We start from the raw sequence: 18,015 nt of genomic DNA, 5'->3' as shown, positions 1-18,015 counted from the left end.
AGCACCCGGTGTCAGTCGCACGCGCCCTGAACGGACCCCGCACCCGCTCCCAACAACGGCGCCCAACGCACCCCGCGCGAACGAACAAAGCTACGGCCCGACGCGATCTGTACGATGCGTCGCCAGGGCCTTTGCCCTTTTCGCAGGGCTTCCATGAACATCCAGATCGCATCTCCGGCCGACACCACGGCCATTGCCGACATGGCCGTCGCCTTCAGGAACCACCTGCAGCGCTCCACCCCGACACAGGCGCAGTTCGAGGACAGCATTTCACGGCTGCTCGCCGCGCCCGACGCCCAGTTCTACATCGCCACCAATGACGGTGCGCCCATCGGCTACGTGCTGCAGCGCTTTCGCTACTCCATGTGGGCGTGTGGAACCGAGGCTTCGATAGAAGACCTCTTCGTCGATCCCTCGGCGCGGAAGATGGGCGTCGGCAAGGCATTGATCGAATTTGCCCTGCGGGCCGCAAGCACGCATGGCTGTTCGTCGGTCTGCCTCGACACGAATGAAAACAACGCCGGCTCCACCGCGATCTACACGCAGCTCGGGTTCAGCGCCATGTCCGCGCGCTGGAACGGCCGGCAGATCTTTTTCCGCAAGTCGCTGCTGCAGTAGCGAGCCAGCCGCTGCTGCACCGGGGTGCCAGGCCCGCCCGCCGGTCGGGATGGCCTCGGCCCGCCATCGACGCTAACATCTGTATATTCATACAGTAAAAAGCGAAATGGCACCCCAAGCTCCCAGCCTGCCGGACGAAGCCGTCGCAGCCAGCGCGGCGCTTGCGGCTGCGCACGTCGTTTCCGTCAAGGCGCTGTGCGCGTTCGGCGCGAAGGCGGGCGACCTCGATCTGCGCTTCGTGCCCGCGCCCAGCGCGCTCGAAGGCATGGCGGGTCACGCGCTGGTGCAGGGCCGGCGGGGCAGCGGCTACCAGAGCGAAGTGGGGCTTGAAACCACCTGCGGCAACTTGCGCGTTCGCGGCCGGGCCGATGGCTACGAACCCCGCACCGCGCGGGTCGAAGAAATAAAAACCTTCCGCGGCGACTTCGACGCCATCCGCGGCAACCACCGCGCGCTGCACTGGGCCCAGGCCCGCACCTATGGCTGGATGCTGTGCGAGCAGCACGGCCACGAAGACATGACGGTGGCGCTGGTCTACCTCGACCTGGTCACCGGCGACGAGACCGTGCTCGAAGAACAGCACACCCGGGCCAGCCTGCGCGAGCATTTCGAGCAACTGTGCGGCCGCTACAGCGCCTGGGCCGGCAGCGAGGCCGGCCACCGCGCCGCGCTTGGCGAAACACTGGCGCAGCTCGAATTTCCCCACCGCGCCTTTCGCACCGGCCAGCGCGAACTGGCCGAGGCGGTGTACCGCGCGGCGGTAGGCGGCCGCTGCCTCATGACGCAGGCGCCCACGGGCATCGGCAAGACGCTCGCCACCATCTTCCCGCTGCTGAAGGCGCGCGCGGCACGCAAGATCGACAAGGTTTTTTTCCTCACCGCCAAGACCTCCGGCCGGCCGGTCGCGCTCGATGCCCTGCGCGTGCTCGACAAGGGCAGCGGGCAGGGCAGGGTGCGCGTGCTCGAACTCGCGGCCCGCGAAAAAGTGTGCGAGTACCCCGACCGCGCCTGCCATGGCGATGCGTGCCCGCTGGCCAAGGGCTTCTACGACCGGCTGCCGGCCGCACGCGAGCAGGCCGCGCAAGTTGCCTGGCTCGACCGCGAGGCGCTGCGCAACATCGCGCTCGGACACGCCGTGTGCCCCTATTTCCTGGCGCAGGAAATGGCGCACTGGAGCGACGTGATCGTCGGCGACTACAACTACTACTTCGACAGCAGCGCCTTCCTGTTCGCCACCATGCGCGACGCCGACTGGCGCGTGGCCGTGCTGGTCGACGAAGCGCACAACCTGCTGGAGCGGGCGCGCGGCATGTACACCGCGCAGCTCGACGGCGCGGCGCTCGAAGAAGCGCACCGCGTGGCGCCCGCCGCCTTGCGCGGCCCGCTGGCCCGGCTGTTCCGCGAGTGGGACACGCTGCAGCAGTCGCAGCAGGCCGACTACGAAACCGGCGACGAAATTCCCGAGCGCTTCACGCGCACCCTGCAGGCCGCCAACACATCCATGGCCGAGTACTTCGCGGCCACGCCCGATGCATCGCAAGGGCCGCTGCAGCGCTTCTTCTTCGATGCGCTGCACTTCGCGCGGCTGGCCGAAGCCTTCGGCGACCACTCGGTGTTCGAACGCACGCTGGGGGCCACGCAGGCACAGCGCAGCCTGGCCATTCGCAACCTCGTGCCCGCGCCGTTCCTCGAAAGCCGGTTCGCCGATGCGGTGTCGGTCACGTGTTTTTCGGGCACGCTGTCGCCTTTCGAGTTCTATCGCGATGCGCTCGGGCTGCCCGAAGACACGGCCATGCTCGATGTGGCCTCGCCGTTCAGCAGCCGCCAGCTGCGCGTCGAGGTGGCGATGGACGTGTCCACGCGTTTTCGCGACCGTGCCGGCTCGCTGCGCCACGTGGCGGACATCATCGGCGCCCAGTTCGAGCGCGTGCCCGGCAACTACCTCGCGTTTTTCAGCAGCTTCGACTACCTCGAAAAAGCCTGCACCGCCTTCTCGAACCTGCACCCCGGCGTGCCGGTATGGACGCAGACGCGCGGCATGCGCGAGGCCGATCGCCATGGCTTCATCGCGCGTTTCGAAGAAGGCGGCCAGGGCATCGGCTTTGCCGTGCTGGGCGGTGCGTTCGGCGAGGGCATCGACCTGCCGGGCAGCCGGCTGATCGGCGCCTTCGTCGCGAGCCTGGGCCTGCCGCAGTACAACGCGCTCAACGAGATCACGCGCGAGCGCATGCAGTCGCGCTTCGGCAAGGGCTACGAATACACCTACCTTTATCCGGGGCTGCAGAAGGTGGTGCAGGCGGCCGGCCGCGTGATCCGCACCGAAGAAGACCGGGGCGTGCTGCACCTGCTGGACGACCGCTTTGCGCGGGCGGAGATACGGGAGCTGCTGCCGAGCTGGTGGCATGTGCAACTTGGAGGAATGGGCGGAGAGAGAGAAGGAGAGGGCGGCGATGCGCACCGCTAGGCGCCTCGAGCACGCCGGGCAGGACGACCTGTTCGGCGCTGCGCCCACGGCCGCCATCGAAGGGCTGCGCTACCAGCGCGATTTCCTCAGCGCGCAAGAAGAAGCCGGCCTGCTGCGCCTGGTGCAGGCGTTGCCGCTGAAAGAGATGCGCTACAAGGAATACACCGCGCGCCGGCGCGGCATCGGCTTTGGCGGCAGCTACGACTTCGACACCAACCGCCTGAAGCCCGGCGCGCCGCTGCCCGAGGCGCTGCATCCGTTGCGCGCGAAGGTGGCCGCATGGTGCGGCGTTGCGGCAACAGAACTCACCCACATGCTGATTGCCGAATACCAGCCCGGCACGCCGCTCGGCTGGCACCGCGACGTGCCCGACTTCGAAGACATCGCCGGCGTCTCGCTGCTCGGCGATGCGGTGATGCAGTTCCGGCCGTACGTGCCCGGCGGCCCGGCTTCGGACGCCGGCATGGTGAAGTACCTGGTGGAGCCGCGCTCCATCTATCTGCTGCGCGGGCCCGCGCGCTGGGCGTGGCAGCACGCCATTGCGCCGACCGAGGGCTTGCGATACTCGATCACCTTGCGCACCCGCAGAACCACATCCCGCTCATGAACCGCACCACCTTCCTGAAGCTTCTCGAAAAGAAACTGTTTCCCGTGCTGAAAGCAGAGGGCTTCGAAGGCACCGGGCAGACGCTGCGGCGCATCGACGGACCCGTCATTCATGTGTTCAACGTGCAGGGCGCGAGCGGCGGCAAGGCCTGCTACCTGAACCTGGGGGCTCACCTCGACTTCCTGCCACCCGAAGGCGGCGGGCAGGTGGCGCCCGAGGCCTTCGAAGAGTCGCACTGCGTGTTCCGCGACCGGATGGACCCGCCGCCCGGAGAAGCTTTCGGCTGGGCCTACGGCACCACGAAAGAAGAGGCCGAAGAAAACGTCGAGTTCATCGTGAGCGAATGGAGCGGCCCCGGTCGCGCCTTCTTTGCGAAGCATGGCAGCTACCCGAGCAGCTTCGAGCAGATGCTCCGCGAGACGGAGCCGGACCAGGTTCATGCGCGCACGGCGCTTCACCTGGCCCGCATCGCGGTGCACCTGGGCGACCGCGAGCGTGCGCGGATGCTGGTCGATGCCGGGCTGGCGAGCGCGCCCGAGCGGGCCACCTCGCTGAAGGCCGACCTGGCCAAGGTGCTGGACCCGGCCGCGTAGCCTTGCGGGTCGGCCACCCGGCTGCTCAGTCACCCAGCCGCCCGGCGGCTCGGCTCCTACAAGGCACGACGCTGCTTGCCGACGAGCCCGCATGCATGGCCTGCCTAACGTCAGGCCATGTTCGATCCCGCCCCCGCCGATGTCTTCACCCCGCTGACGCTGCGGCACGGCCACGGCCTGGCATTGAGCCACCTCATCGAAGCGGGACTCGACGTGCTGCCACGCCCCGGGTCGGGGCACACCCTGGCGCGCTGGCGCGTGCTGGCGGCGGTCGCCTCGCACGATCTTTCCCTGGTCAAGCTCTTCGAAGGGCACACCGATGCCCTGGCGATCCTGGCCGAACTGGGTGGTGGGCCGGTCACGCCATCCGGCGCGCGCTGGGGAACGTGGTGCGCCGAGCCGCCCGATGCGCGCGTCGTGTTCGAGCACACCGCTGAAACAGGCACAGGCCGAAGCATTCGCCTGCACGGCACCAAGGCCTGGTGTTCCGGCGCGGCCAGCGTGACCCACGCCGTCGTCAGCGGCTGGAACGCGGCCGGCGAACCTTGCCTGGCCGCCGTGTCCATGAACCAGCCCGGCGTTCGCGTCACCGGCGAGGGCTGGCATGCCGTCGGCATGGCCGCGAGCGCGAGCGTCGACGTGCGCTTCGACGGTGCCCACGCCGTGCAGATCGGCCAGCCCGGCGACTACGTGCGTCGGCCCGGCTTCTGGCAGGGTGGCGCCGGCATTGCTGCTTGCTGGTTCGGCGGCGCGCTGGGCATTGCGCGCCAGGTGCACGAAGGCACCGGCCCCAAGGCTGACGCCCACCGGCTCGCGCACCTCGGCGCCATCGAAGTGGCGCTGGGCGCTGCCGCCGCGCTGCTGCGCGAATCCGCCGAATGGATCGACCGCCATCCGCAAGACAACGCCCAGCGCGTCGCCATGCGCGCACGGCTGGCCATGGAGCAGGCCGCTGGCCAGGTCATGCACCACGCCGGCCGCGCGGTGGGCGCGGGCCCGCTGTGCCGCGACGCGTGCTTTGCCCGCGCAATGGCCGACCTGCCCGTGTTCCTGCGCCAGAGCCATGCCGAGCGCGACCTGGCCGCGCTCGGCGCGCTTGCCATCGATAACAACGTCGAAGAAAAAAAAGGAGACCCCGCTTCATGGACGCTGTAGAACGCCGCGCCGAAGATCGCGCCATTCGCGGAGAGGGCACCACCGAAGACGAGTGGCACCAATGGCCGGGCCTGGCCGCGCTGCCCGCCATCGAGGCGCGCGAACTGGTGCCCCGGGGCGCCCGTGCCGTGGTGGTGGCGCCGCATCCCGACGACGAAGTGCTCTCCGTCGGTGGCCTGCTCGCGCAACTGGCCGACAGTGGCTGCGCGGTCCAGGTGATCGCGGTGACCGATGGCACCGCCAGCCATCGCGGCTCGACCGAATGGCCCGCCGAGCGGCTGGCGAAGGCCCGCCCGCGCGAGAGCCTGCGCGCGCTGCAACGGCTCGGGCTGGCCATCGAGCCCGCGCGGCTGGGTTTGCCCGATGGCGGCCTGCAGTCGATGCGCGCGGTGCTTGCGGCGCGGCTGGTGTCGTTGCTCCAGCCGCGCGACGTGGTGTTCACCACCTGGCGGCACGACGGCCATCCCGACCACGAAGCCACGGGCGAAGCCTGTGCCGTGGCCGCGGCCAGCGCCGGTGCGCGGCTGGTCGAAGTGCCGGTGTGGGGCTGGCACTGGTCCCGCCCCGGCGATGCGCGCATGCCGTGGCAGCACGCCTTCCGCCTGCCATTGAGCGAAGAAGCGGTGCGCCGCAAGCGCGCGGCCCTGCAGGCCTTTACCAGCCAGCTCCGGCGCGACGTGTCCACCGGCTCGGGGCCGGTGCTGCGCGCCACCACCGTCCAGCGCGCCGCGCGGCCGTACGAGGTGGTGTTCCTGTGAGCGCCGCCCACGACAAAGGCGATGGAGGCGGCGGAGGCGGCGAGGGCATCGATCGCCAGCGCCCTTACTTCGACGCGCTATACGCCGCCAGCGACGACCCCTATGCCCTGCGCGAGCGCTGGTACGAGGCGCGCAAGCGGGCTGTGCTGCTGGCCGCCTTGCCGCAGGCCCGCTACCGCAAGGTCTACGAACCCGGCTGCGGCATCGGCGAACTCACGCTCGCGCTGTCCCACCGTTGCGACGAATTGCTGGCCAGCGACTTTTCGGCGCACGCCGTGGACATCGCGCGCAAGCGCACGGCCGCTGTTGCCAACGTGCGTGTCGCGCAGCACGCGCTGCCGATGGACTGGCCGCGCGATGCCGGCCGCTTCGACCTGATCGTGCTCAGCGAGCTGGGCTACTTCCTGGACCGCCGCGACATGCAGCGCGTGGCCGAATGCTGCCGCGATTCTCTGGAGCCCGATGGCACGCTCGTCGCCTGCGACTGGCGGCCCGACTTCGCGCAGCGCAGCCTGTCCACGAAAGAAGTGCACGGGGTGCTGGCCGACCTGGGCCTGGCGCGCCTGGCGCTGCATGAGGAAGACGACTTCGTGCTGCAGGTCTGGGCGCGCGACGGCCGCTCCGTCGCAGAGCGGGAGGGCATCCGGTGATCGGCGTCGTCATTCCCGCGCACAACGAAAGCGAGCGCATCGGCGCGGCCCTGCAGGCCGTGCTTGAGGCCGCGGAACATCCGGCGTTGAACGGCGAGCTGGTGCGTGTGGTGGTGGCGCTCGACGGCTGCAGCGACGCCACCGAGGCGGTGGCCGCGCAGTACGGCGTCGAACGGCTGGTGCTCGACGCGCGCAATGTCGGCATTGCCCGTGCGCGGGGCGCCGAGCTCCTCATCGAGGCCGGAGCGCGCTGGCTGGCCTTTACCGATGCCGACACCGTCGTGTCGCCGGACTGGCTGGTCAGGCAACTGGCCGAAGAAGCCGACGTGGTGTGCGGCCCGGTGGCCGTGGCCGACTGGAGCGCGCACGGGGCCGACAGCCAGCGCATGCAGGCGCACTTTGCGCGCACCTATGTCGATGCCGACGGGCACCGCCACGTGCACGGCGCCAACCTGGGCGTGGCCACGCAAGCCTATCGCCGGGCGGGCGGCTTCGCACCGCTGGCCTGCAGCGAAGACGTGGCCCTGGTCGAGGCGCTGGCCGCCACCGGCGCACGCATCGCCTGGAGCGCCGGGCCGCGCGTGATCACCAGCGCCCGCACCGACGCACGCGCCCGCGGCGGCTTCGGTGACACGCTGCTCGCGGTGGCCGCGGCGCTGGTGCAGTTGCCGTCGCTGGCACTGCCCGCGCCAGACAACACTGACGCGCAAGGCGTGCGTCTTCTTACCCATGGCATCGGGCAGGCGCCCAGCATGTGAAGCTTCTCAACCCGAAGGAGCGCTGACATGCCAAGAGGCGACAAGTCGTCCTACACGGACAAGCAGAAACGCAAGGCCGAGCACATCGAGGAAGGCTACGAGCACCGCGGCGTAGGCAAGGCCGAAGCCGAACGCCGCGCCTGGGCCACGGTGAACGCCGAGACGGGCGGTGGCAAGAAGAGCGGCTCTGGCAGGGGCAAGGCCGAGAGCCATGCACCTTCGCGAAAGGGCGGCCGGCTGGGCGGCGCGGCGGCTGCGCACCGCACCGCGGCCGAGCGCTCGGCTTCCGCGAAGAAGGCCGCAGCCACGCGCAAGCGCAACGCCGAGAAGCGCGGCTAGGGGATGGCCATGCACATCATCCTGGGAGCGACCGGCCATGTGGGCTCGGCACTGGCGCAAGCCCTGCTCGCACGCAACGAAGCCGTGACCGTGGTCACGCGCGATGCGCGCAAGGCCGATGCGCTGAAGACCAAGGGCGCGCACGTGGCCGAGGTCGACGTGTTCGATGCGGCCGCGCTGCACCGCGTCATCGCGGGCGGGCAGCGGCTCTTCGTGCTCAATCCGCCCGCCCCGCCATCGACCGACACGGTGGCCGAAGAGCGCAGGAGCCTGCAGGCCATCGTTGCCGCGCTCGAAGGCTGCAAGCTCGAGAAGATCGTGGCCGAATCGACCTACGGCGCGCAGCCCGGCGACGGCATTGGCGACCTGGGCGTGCTGTACGACATGGAGCAGGCGCTGCAGGCCGGCCCCGCGAAAACGCCATTCAGCGCCATTCGCGCCGCCTACTACATGAGCAACTGGGACGCCTCGCTGCAGACCGCTCGGGACGAGGGCAAGGTGCACAGCATGTACCCGCCCGATTTCAAGCTGCCGATGGTCGCGCCGCGCGACCTTGGCGAGTTCGCCGCGCGGCTGATGCTGGGGCCGGCCGAATCCTCCGGGCCGCACTACGTCGAAGGCCCCGAGCGCTATTCGCCGGGCGACGTGGCACAGGCCTTTTCGCGCGCGCTGGGGCGGCCGGTGGAAGTGGCGGTCACGCCGCCCGCGCAATGGGAGCAGGCCTTCCGTTCGCTGGGCTTTTCAGACGCCGCCGCCAAGTCGTATGCGGCCATGACACGCATCACGCTGGAGAACAGGCAGGAGCCCGACAAGCCGGAGCGCGGCGCAACTTCGCTGGACGAATACATCTCGGCGCTGGTGAAAAGGAGCACGGGCTGAGGCCTGTATGGCAGTGGGAGCAGGCCGATAGTCGATATCGGTCATCGCACTGTCCGATCACAAGAAGATCGACCTCACCGCGGCGAGAACACGACATTCGCCAGCTATCTTTAGCGCCCGCAAGACAACTTGCGTCGGGCCCTCACGGCGACCTGCGCCCGCGAAGGCATCGTGTTGCGCGAGGTTGATCCGAACCGGCCGCCTATGCCGTTCAACGTCGCCCAATTGCGAGCCATCCCGCACCCGCGGCGGCCGTTTGCCGTGCCCGATTCGCGTCGATACGATCCCGCGCCTTGCCCCCGAAAAGGAATGCGCGGATGCCGCCAACGATTGCTTCTTCCTCGACGCCCCAGCTGTCGACAAACGCCGGCTGGCAGCAACGAAGCCGCCGCCATGTGTGGCACCCGTGCACCCAGAGCATTCGCCTCGACGTGGCGCCGCCCGTGCCGGTGGCGCGCGGCGAGGGCGCCTGGCTCATCGACCACGAAGGCCGCCGCTACATCGACGCCACCAGTTCGTGGTGGGTCAATCTTTTCGGCCACGCGCACCCGGCCATCAACGCGGCGCTGAAAGACCAGCTCGACACCTTTGCGCACGTGATGCTCGCGGGCTGCACCCATGCACCGGCCGTCGAGCTGGCCGAGCGGCTGTCCGCGCTGACGGGGCATGCGCTCGGCCATTGTTTCTACGCCTCCGATGGCGCTTCGGCCGTCGAGATTGCGCTGAAGATGAGCTTTCATGCGTGGCGCAATGCGGGCCGTGGCGCCAAGCAGCGCTTCGTGGCGCTGCGCCAGGGCTACCACGGCGAAACGCTGGGCGCGCTGCATGTGACCGACGTGCCGGTGTTCCGTGATGCCTACGCGCCGCTGCTCGCCAACGCGCACCTCGTGGCGTCGCCCGATGCACGCCAGGCACGGCCCGGTGAAGACGCGGTGGCTGTCGCGCGGCGCGCCGCCGCCGGGCTCGAAGCCTTGCTGGCGGAGCAGCACGACACCATTGCCGCGGTGATCGTCGAGCCGCTGGTGCAGTGCGCCACCGGCATGGCGATGCACGACCCCGAATACCTGCGGCTGGTGCGCGCCCTGTGCGACCGCTACGGCGTGCACCTCATCGCCGACGAGATTGCCGTGGGCTGCGGGCGCACCGGCACCTTCTTCGCCTGCGAGCAGGCCGGCATCTGGCCCGACTTCCTGTGCCTCTCGAAAGGCATCAGCGGCGGCTACCTGCCCCTGGCGCTGGTGATGACGCGCGACGCCATCTACGACGGCTTCGTGGACGACGATGTGGCGCGCAGCTTTCTGCATTCCCATTCCTACACCGGCAACGCGCTGGCCTGCCGCGCCGCGCTGGCCACGCTCGACCTGTTCGAGAGTGAAGATGCGTTGCGCCGAAACCGCAGCCGCGCCGAACGGCTGCTGGAGCGGTTGCGCGAGGGATTGGCCGACCAGCCAATCGACGATCTGCGCCAGCGCGGAATGATCACGGCCTTCGACGTGCGCGAGCCCGGCCCGCGTTTTGCCGAGCGCTTTCACCTGGCGGCGCGTGCCAACGGGCTGCTGATGCGGCCCATCGGCAACACCGTGTACCTGATGCCGCCCTACGTGATGAGCGACGACGAGATCGACCGGCTGGTCGACGGCACGCTGGCCACGTTGGCCGATGTGGCGTCGGCCAGCGAATCATTCGAAGAAGGAGCCCGCGATGTCGCGCTTGCTTGACCGCCTGCACGACGAAATCGTCGCGCTCGACGCACAGTCGCTGCGCCGCCGCCGCCAGGTCGCCGAAACCGCCTGTGCGCCCGAGCAATCGCTCACGCTGGCCGGCGCCACCGCGCCGCGCACCATGCTCGGCTTCAGCAGCAACGACTACCTGGGCCTGGCCGCGCACCCCGCACTGGCGGCAGCCTGGGCCGAAGGCGCGGCGCGCTACGGCACGGGCAGTGGCGGCTCGCACCTCATTCTTGGCCACTCGCGCGCGCATGCGCAGCTTGAAGAGCGCCTGGCCGACTGGATGGCACCCTTCATTCCCGAGGCGCAGAGCCTGTTCTTCTGCACCGGCTACATGGCCAACCTGGCCGTGCTGTCGGCGCTCGGCGGCGCGCAGGCGGTGATCTTTTCAGAGGCGCTCAACCATGCCTCGCTGATCGACGGCGCCCGGCTCGCCAAGGCGCGCGTGGAGCGCTACCCGCACTGCGACATCGCCGCGCTCGACGCCATGCTGGCCGCCTGCGACGCACCGGTGAAGCTGATCGTCAGCGACGCGGTGTTCAGCATGGACGGCCACCTCGCGCCCGTGGCGCAGCTGCTGGCACTGGCCGAGCGGCATGACGCCTGGCTGGTGCTGGACGACGCGCATGGCTTCGGCGTGCTCGGCGACACCGGCTGCGGCGTGGTGCAGGCCATGGGCCTGCATTCCGAGCGGCTGGTGCTCATCGGCACCCTGGGCAAGGCGGCCGGCGTGTCGGGCGCTTTCGTGGCGGCGCATCGCACCGTCATCGACTACCTGGTGCAGCGCGCACGGCCCTACATCTTCACCACGGCCGCGCCGCCGGCGGTGGCGCATGCGCTGCTGGCCAGCCTGGCGCTGATCGAAGGCGAGGAGGGCGCACAGCGCCGTGCCGCGCTGCAGGCCCGCATCGCACAGCTGCGCGAAGGCGTGAAGGCAGTGCTGCCCGCGGACGGCAGCGCCTGGCTGGCCGAGTCGCCCACCGCGATCCAGCCGCTGATCGTCGGCGACAACGCGCGCGCGATGCGCACCATGGCGCAGCTCGATGCGCGCGGCCTGCGCGTCGGCGCGATCCGTCCGCCGACAGTGCCGGCGGGCACGGCGCGGCTGCGCATCGCGCTGTCGGCCAGCCACAGCCACGCGGATGTCGCGCGGCTGGTCGATGCGCTCGGCGCGGCACTTTCGCGGCCCGAGCAGGAGGCCGCATGACGGTGCGCCGCCATTGGTTCGTGACCGGCACCGACACCGGCATCGGCAAGACGCTGGTCAGCAGCGCGATGCTTCACCTGCTGGCCGGCTCGGGCCTGTGCGCGATCGGCATGAAGCCCGTCGCGGCCGGTGTCGAGATGATCGACGGCGCGTGGCAGAACGAAGACGTGGTGCGGCTGGCTGCGGCCGGCAATGTCGAAGCGCCGCTGGCGCTGCGCTGCCCGTATGTGCTGCGCGCGCCGATGTCGCCGCACCTCGCGGCACGGGATGAAAGCGTGCGCATCGAACTGCCGGTGCTGCAGTCGGCCTTCGAATCACTGGCACGGCAAGCCGATGCGGTCGTGGTCGAGGGCGTCGGCGGCTTCTGCGTGCCGCTGGGCGATGCCCTCGACAGCGCCGACCTGGCACAGGCGCTGGACCTGCCGGTGATTCTCGTGGTCGGGCTGCGGCTGGGCTGCCTGAGCCATGCACTGCTCACCGCCGAAGCGATCCGTGCGCGCGGCCTTGTGCTGGCGGGCTGGGTCGCGAGCGCGGTCGATCCGTCGATGCTCGCGCCCGAGGCCAATCTGCAGACCTTGCGCGGCAGGCTCGGTGCGCCGTTGCTCGGCGTGGTGCCGCACCTCGCGCCAGCCGACGCGGCGGCGGCTGCCTGCCACATCGACCTGCGCGCGTTGCGTGCGACCGCAATGCACCACGCTGTCCGCGCCGGTCATACCGCGCGCTGCTGGACGGTGCGGCAGCACGACGACGAAGAGGTCTCAGCCGCGCTGGCCTGATTCCGCCAGGCGTTTCGCGCGCACGCCGCCCTGGCGCTCCAGCATCCAGCCCGGGTACTCGGCCGGCAGCGCGCTCACCTTGTCGAGCGTGGCCAGCTCGTCTGCGCTCAGCTTGATGGCCGTGGCCGCGATGTTGTCGTCCAGCTGCTCGACGCGCTTGGCGCCGATGATCACGCTGGTCACCACCTGCTGGTGCAGCAGCCACGCCAGCGCAATCTGCGCCACCGACACCTTGCGCGCATCGGCCAGCACGCGCATGGCGTCGATGCAGTCGTAGGCGCGGTCGACATTCACCGGCGGAAAGTCGAAGGTGGTGCGGCGGCTGCCTTTTTCGGCCTCCGTGTCGCGTCCGTACTTGCCGCTCAGCAGGCCACCCGCCAGCGGGCTCCACACCATCAGGCCGACGCTTTCGCTGCGCAGCAGCGGCACCAGTTCGCGCTCCAGGTCGCGCCCGGCGATGGTGTAGTACGCCTGCAGCGACTCGAAGCGCGCCAGCCGGTCGCGCTCGGCAATGCCCAGCGCCTTGGCAATCTGCCAGGCCGCCCAGTTCGACACGCCCACGTAGCGCACGTGGCCCTGTTGCACCAGGTTGTCGAGCGCATGCACTGTTTCCTCGATGGGCGTGACGGGGTCGAAGCCGTGGATCTGGTACAGGTCGATGTGGTCCAGCTGCAGCCGCTTCAGGCTGGCCTTGACGCCGTCCATGATGTGAAAGCGCGACGCGCCCGCCGAGTTGACGCCCTTGCTGCCGGTTTCGCCGAGCACCTTGGTGGCCAGCACGAAGCTGTCGCGCGGCGCCTTGAGGTTTTTCAGCGCCTGCCCGGTCATGATTTCCGACTGGCCTTCGGAGTACACGTCGGCCGTGTCGATGAAGTTGATGCCGGCGTCCATCGCGCGGCCGATCAGGCCTTCGGCCTCGCTTTGCTGCAGGTTGCCGATCTGGCCCCAGATGCCCGACGAGCCGCCGAAGGTCATGGTGCCCAGGCACAGTTCGGACACCAGGAGGCCGGTACGGCCGAATTTGCGGTATTGCATGGAAAAGTCCTTTGCGTTGGAGGCGCCCCGAACAGCGCTGGGCGCTGCAAGGGCCGGATGGCCCGGGGGGCGACAGCAAAAAGTATCCCGCCGCCGCCCCCCGCGTGGCGAGCGCGTTCCTGCAAAGTCTTTGCCTATTTCTCCAGACCGGCCCTGCGGCAGGTGCGAATCCGGGGGAGGAGCGCTAAGCTCCAAACCGCCCATTCCTCCACGGTGCCCGCCGTGGCCGGCTCCAACCGTGACAAGGCCCCGAACATGTCCGACGAAACGACTACACCCGAACTCGCTGCCGCCATTGCCCAGCCGATGCCGCTGGAACCCGAACTCGACGAAGCCAGGAAGGAACTGGTGCAACTGATCAACCACATCACCAGCGGGCAGGACGGCACCATCATCACCGCCGTGCCCGGCCTGCAGGTGTACTGCATCACCAAGCCCGACGGGCCCAAGCACGGCTTTGCGACACCGGCGCTGGGCCTCATTGCACAGGGCTCCAAGCGCATCATCGTGGGCGACGACATCTACGTGTACGACCCCATGCACTACCTGGTGACCTCGGTCGACCTGCCGGTGTGCGGCCACGTGCGGCTGACCAGCGACAACAAGCCCTACCTGGGCGTGCGGCTCGAACTGGCGGTCGATGAAATCGGCGAGCTCATCGGCGACGAGAAGCTGCCGGCCAAGGCCAATGCGCCGGCCTCGCGCGGCATGTACGTCAACCGCATCGCGATGCCGGTGCTGGAGCCGGTGCTGCGCCTGCTGCGGCTGCTCGACACGCCGGAAGACGTGCCGATCATGGCGCCGCTCATCAAGCGCGAGATCATGTACCGCCTGCTGGTGAACGGCGAGGGTGCGCGGCTGCGGCAGATCGCCCTGCAAGACAGCCACACCCAGCGCATCACCAAGGCCATCAGCGCGCTGCGCATCAACTATGCGCAGTCGTTGCGGGTGGAAGACATGGCGCGTGCGGTGCACATGAGCGTGTCGTCGTTCCATCACCACTTCAAGGCCGTCACCGCCATGAGCCCGCTGCAATACCAGAAGCAACTGCGCCTGCAGGAAGCGCGTCGGCAGATGCTGCTGGCCGGTGCCGACGTGGCCAGCGCCGCGCACAGCGTGGGCTACGAAAGCCCCTCGCAGTTCGCACGCGAGTACGGCCGCATGTTCGGCGCGCCGCCGCTGCGCGACAAGCGTCGATGGCTCGGAGAGGCGGGCAACGACGCGCTGGGTGCGGAGTCGATGGAAGCGGCCTGACGCACCTGATGCGCCCCGTGCACCCCGCGCGTCGGCCGCCTTGTAGCACTTACTGCAATTTCTTGCGTTGTCCACACCATGCAAGTTTTACAAAATTTCGATATTGTTTTGTTCGCTGCAGCAACCCGGCCATTCGACCGGGGGAACCTAACAAACGTGGAGAAATTGCATGCTTTGGGAAAAGAAGCTGGCGCAGTGGAGCGCCGCGGTTCGCGCACGCGCCAACCTGCCTGCGCGGCTGACCTTGTGGGACGGCCAGTCTTATGACTTCGGCACCTTCAGCGGGCCTTCGGTCACGCTGCACGTCAAGACGCCGGCCGCGCTGTCGCTGATGCTGCAGCCGACGCTCGACAACCTCGGCGAGGCCTACGTCAAGAGCAAGATCGACATCGAGGGCAAGCTCAGCGATGTCATCGACATCGCCTACGGACTGGCCAAGACCTCGATCGACAAGCCCGGCGGCGCGCTGCAGAACATGGCGCGCTATTTCACGCACACCAAGTCGTCGGACAAGAAATCCATCGAGTACCACTACGACGTGTCGAACGAGTTCTACCAGCTGTGGCTCGATCCGAACATGGTCTATTCGTGTGCCTACTTCGAGAACGGCGACGAAGACCTGGCCACCGCGCAGCTGAAGAAAATAGACCACATCCTCACCAAGATCGAGCTCAAGCCGGGCCAGACCCTGCTCGACATCGGCTGTGGCTGGGGCGCGCTGGTCATTCGTGCGGCGCAGAAGTTCGGTGCGCGCTGCGTGGGCGTCACGCTGTCGCAGAACCAGTTCGACCTGGCGACCGAGCGCGTGCGCGCGGCGGGCCTGCAAGACCGCATCGAGATCCGCCTGCAGGACTACCGCGACGTGACCGGCCAGTTCGACCGCATCACCAGCGTCGGCATGTTCGAGCACGTGGGCCGCAAGAACCTGCCGGCGTACTTCAAGCGCGTGCAGGAGCTGCTGGCCGACGACGGCGTGGTCATGAACCACGGCATCACCTCGTCCGACCCCGAAGGCGGTGGCGTGTCTTATGGCGGTGGCGACTTCATCGACCGCTACGTGTTCCCGAACGGCGAACTGCCGCACATCAGCCTGGCATTGCAGGCCATGCAGCAGGGCGGCCTGGAGGCTTTCGACGTGGAGAACCTGCGCCGCCACTACGCGCAGACCCTGCGCCACTGGAGCGACAGCTACGAGGCCAACAGCGAGAAGGCCCGCGCGCTGGTCGACGAAGAAAAATTCCGCATCTGGCGCATCTACCTCGCGGGCTGCGCCTATGCCTTCGAGAACGACGACGTGGCCATCTACCAGATCGTCGGGCGCAAGGCGGGCCGTGCGGCGAAGACGCTGCCCTGGTCGCGCCGCTACATCTACGACGGCACCTCGGCGCTGAACGCGGGCTGAGCCGGCGCTGCTGAAGCTGGCGCCCGCCGCAAAAGACGCCGCCAAGGACGCGGCCAGAGCCTGAGCGCCAGCGCGGAATCGCGCGCCTCGCTAGCATCGGAGCCTCGCGGCCAACAACACCTCCACCTCGGCGCCCACCGGACGACAGACACGCATCGTCGTCCGGAGGCAGCTTCCGGCCCGACGAACACGCCCTCGAAGGCCTCATGAGCGCCAGTACCCAAACAACAAACCGCCCCCTGGTCATCGCGGCGATCATGGCTTCCATGGCCATGGTCGCCATCGAAGCCACCATCGTCTCGACCGTCATGCCGCAGATCGCCTCCGAGTTGGGCGGCCTGCACCTGTACAGCTGGGTGTTCGCATCTTTTTTGCTCGCGCAGACCGCCATGACGGTGGTGTTCGGCAAGCTGTCCGACCTGTACGGGCGCAAGCCCATCATGTTCGTGGGCATCGCCATCTTCGTCATCGGCTCGGTGCTGGCCGGCTTCTCGTGGTCGATGCCGGCCATGATCTGCTTCCGGCTGATCCAGGGCATCGGCGCGGGCGCCATACAGCCGGTGTCGCTGACCATCGTCGGCGACCTGTACCCGGTGCGCGAGCGCGGCAAGGTGCAGGGCTACCTGGCGAGCGTCTGGGCGGTGTCGGCCGTGGTCGGCCCGATGATCGGCGCGCTGATCGTGCAGAAGCTGTCGTGGGCCTGGATCTTCTGGGTCAACGTGCCCATCGGGCTGGCCGCGGCGGCGGGCTTCTGGTTCTTCTTGCATGAAGCGCCGACGGTGCGCCGCTCGTCCATCGACATGGTGGGCGCGGTGCTGTTCACCGTCGGCATTGCGGCGCTGATGATCGCGCTGACGGAGTTTGGCGTCGGCAACACGGGTGTCGCGCTCGCATGGGCCGCGCTGTTCGTCGTGACGCTGGTGCTGTTCATTTTTCAGGAGCGCCGCGCGGCCGACCCGATGGTGTCGCTGAAGCTCTGGGGCGCCCGCATGATCGCCACCGTCAACGGCGCGGCGATGCTGGCCGGCATGGTGCTGATCGGCATCACGACCTTCTTGCCGATGTACGTGCAGGTGGTGCTGCAGCGCTCGTCGGTCACGGCGGGCCTGACGCTCACGATGGTGATGCTGGGCTGGCCCATCGGCGCGACGTTGACGTCACGCACGTTTCATCGCATCGGGCTGTGGCGGATGGTGGTGGTCGGCGGGGCGCTGATTCCACTGGGCACGTCGACATTCGCATTGCTCGGCGCCGGCAGTTCACCGGTGTTGCCGGCCATCGGCTCGTTCATCATCGGCCTGGGCATGGGCGTGATGAGCCTGGCATCGTTGATCCTGATCCAGGAGGGCGTGGAGGTGTCGCAGCGCGGCATCGCGACGGCCTCGAATGTTTTCTCGCGCAACCTGGGCAGTGCGTTGGGCGCAGCCTTCTTCGGCGCGGTGTTCAACTTCGGCCTGACGCGCGGCGACGGCACGATGATGTTCACGGACGACCAACTGCGGCTGCTGCTGCAGGGAGTGCACGGTTCGGTTGCGGGTGACGCGGGCATTCGGCTGGCGTTGGGCAACTCGCTGCACCTGACGTTCCTGATGATGCTGGTTGTCAGCTTGGGTGTGGTGGCGCTGGCGTTGTTGCTGCCCAAGGAGGGGCTGGCGTTTCAATCCGTCAAGGACAACGAGGTTACGCAGAAGTAGTGCGGGTGCGGGGTCATTCGTTGGCGAGTGCGACTGACACCGGGTACTCCCCTCCGCGAATGTCCCCCGCTTCGCTCCTCCTTTATTTCGCTGCGGGGA

17 protein-coding genes are annotated in these 18,015 nt (G+C 68.6%); 16 read left to right on the top strand and 1 reads right to left on the bottom strand.

The genetic code is table 11. The features are described from left to right. The first annotated feature begins 153 nt into the window (after nucleotides 1–153). The 13 genes from DBV14_RS15200 to bioD all read left to right on the top strand — a co-directional run bounded on the left by DBV14_RS15200 (nucleotide 154) and on the right by bioD (nucleotide 12,531). A complete protein-coding gene (locus tag DBV14_RS15200; RefSeq protein WP_185546024.1) occupies nucleotides 154–618 on the top strand; it encodes a GNAT family N-acetyltransferase in 465 nt (154 codons plus the stop codon). Nucleotides 619–724: 106 nt separating this feature from the next. Continuing rightward, on the top strand, nucleotides 725–3,082 hold the full coding sequence (locus DBV14_RS15195; RefSeq protein WP_260397045.1) for an ATP-dependent DNA helicase: 2,358 nt from the start codon (nucleotides 725–727) through the stop codon (nucleotides 3,080–3,082). Continuing rightward, nucleotides 3,069–3,689: an alpha-ketoglutarate-dependent dioxygenase AlkB gene (locus tag DBV14_RS15190; RefSeq protein WP_124459991.1), complete on the top strand. Its 621-nt coding sequence runs from the start codon at nucleotides 3,069–3,071 to the stop codon at nucleotides 3,687–3,689. Before DBV14_RS15195 ends, DBV14_RS15190 begins: the two co-directional genes overlap by 14 nt. Beyond that, nucleotides 3,686–4,282 carry a DUF4304 domain-containing protein gene (locus tag DBV14_RS15185; RefSeq protein WP_124459990.1) on the top strand — a complete coding sequence of 199 codons (597 nt, stop codon included), beginning with the start codon at nucleotides 3,686–3,688 and terminating at the stop codon, nucleotides 4,280–4,282. Before DBV14_RS15190 ends, DBV14_RS15185 begins: the two co-directional genes overlap by 4 nt. Before the next feature lie 117 nt (nucleotides 4,283–4,399). Then, a complete protein-coding gene (locus DBV14_RS15180; protein ID WP_124459989.1) occupies nucleotides 4,400–5,437 on the top strand; it encodes an acyl-CoA dehydrogenase in 1,038 nt (345 codons plus the stop codon). Next, nucleotides 5,425–6,195, top strand: a complete 771-nt coding sequence (locus tag DBV14_RS15175) for a PIG-L deacetylase family protein (protein WP_124459988.1) — start codon at nucleotides 5,425–5,427, stop codon at nucleotides 6,193–6,195. Before DBV14_RS15180 ends, DBV14_RS15175 begins: the two co-directional genes overlap by 13 nt. Further along, on the top strand, nucleotides 6,192–6,845 hold the full coding sequence (locus DBV14_RS15170) for a class I SAM-dependent methyltransferase (protein WP_260397044.1): 654 nt from the start codon (nucleotides 6,192–6,194) through the stop codon (nucleotides 6,843–6,845). Before DBV14_RS15175 ends, DBV14_RS15170 begins: the two co-directional genes overlap by 4 nt. Further along, entirely contained in the window at nucleotides 6,842–7,603 is a 762-nt protein-coding gene (locus DBV14_RS15165; RefSeq protein WP_124459987.1) for a glycosyltransferase family 2 protein, read from the top strand. Before DBV14_RS15170 ends, DBV14_RS15165 begins: the two co-directional genes overlap by 4 nt. Before the next feature lie 27 nt (nucleotides 7,604–7,630). Continuing rightward, nucleotides 7,631–7,942 (top strand): plasmid stabilization protein, encoded by a 312-nt coding sequence (locus DBV14_RS15160; RefSeq protein ID WP_124459986.1) that lies wholly within the window; start codon nucleotides 7,631–7,633, stop codon nucleotides 7,940–7,942. A gap of 9 nt (nucleotides 7,943–7,951) precedes the next feature. Further along, nucleotides 7,952–8,821: an NmrA family NAD(P)-binding protein gene (locus DBV14_RS15155; RefSeq protein WP_124459985.1), complete on the top strand. Its 870-nt coding sequence runs from the start codon at nucleotides 7,952–7,954 to the stop codon at nucleotides 8,819–8,821. A 317-nt stretch (nucleotides 8,822–9,138) separates the two neighbouring features. Continuing rightward, on the top strand, nucleotides 9,139–10,539 hold the full coding sequence (gene bioA, locus DBV14_RS15150; protein ID WP_124459984.1) for an adenosylmethionine--8-amino-7-oxononanoate transaminase: 1,401 nt from the start codon (nucleotides 9,139–9,141) through the stop codon (nucleotides 10,537–10,539). Then, nucleotides 10,523–11,755: an 8-amino-7-oxononanoate synthase gene (gene bioF, locus DBV14_RS15145; RefSeq protein WP_124459983.1), complete on the top strand. Its 1,233-nt coding sequence runs from the start codon at nucleotides 10,523–10,525 to the stop codon at nucleotides 11,753–11,755. Before bioA ends, bioF begins: the two co-directional genes overlap by 17 nt. Continuing rightward, a complete protein-coding gene (gene bioD, locus DBV14_RS15140; protein WP_124459982.1) occupies nucleotides 11,752–12,531 on the top strand; it encodes a dethiobiotin synthase in 780 nt (259 codons plus the stop codon). The genes bioF and bioD overlap by 4 nt, the downstream gene beginning before the upstream one ends. On the opposite strand, the gene DBV14_RS15135 is transcribed toward bioD, so the two are convergent. Beyond that, a complete protein-coding gene (locus tag DBV14_RS15135; protein WP_124459981.1) occupies nucleotides 12,514–13,566 on the bottom strand; it encodes an aldo/keto reductase in 1,053 nt (350 codons plus the stop codon). The genes bioD and DBV14_RS15135 overlap by 18 nt on opposite strands. Nucleotides 13,567–13,821: 255 nt before the next feature. On the opposite strand from DBV14_RS15135, the gene DBV14_RS15130 reads away from it, so the two are divergent. From DBV14_RS15130 to DBV14_RS15120, 3 genes are all read left to right on the top strand, one after another. Further along, nucleotides 13,822–14,820: an AraC family transcriptional regulator gene (locus tag DBV14_RS15130; RefSeq protein ID WP_124459980.1), complete on the top strand. Its 999-nt coding sequence runs from the start codon at nucleotides 13,822–13,824 to the stop codon at nucleotides 14,818–14,820. Nucleotides 14,821–14,989: 169 nt separating this feature from the next. Continuing rightward, entirely contained in the window at nucleotides 14,990–16,222 is a 1,233-nt protein-coding gene (locus tag DBV14_RS15125) for a cyclopropane-fatty-acyl-phospholipid synthase family protein (protein ID WP_124459979.1), read from the top strand. Nucleotides 16,223–16,428: 206 nt separating this feature from the next. Continuing rightward, nucleotides 16,429–17,916, top strand: coding sequence for an MFS transporter (locus tag DBV14_RS15120; RefSeq protein WP_124459978.1), 1,488 nt, complete (start codon nucleotides 16,429–16,431; stop codon nucleotides 17,914–17,916). Nucleotides 17,917–18,015 lie beyond the last annotated feature (99 nt).

The sequence above is a fragment of the Variovorax sp. KBW07 genome (assembly GCF_003852515.1).
In the GTDB taxonomy this organism is placed as follows: domain Bacteria; phylum Pseudomonadota; class Gammaproteobacteria; order Burkholderiales; family Burkholderiaceae_C; genus Variovorax.
This window is presented reverse-complemented; position numbering and strand designations above follow the sequence as displayed.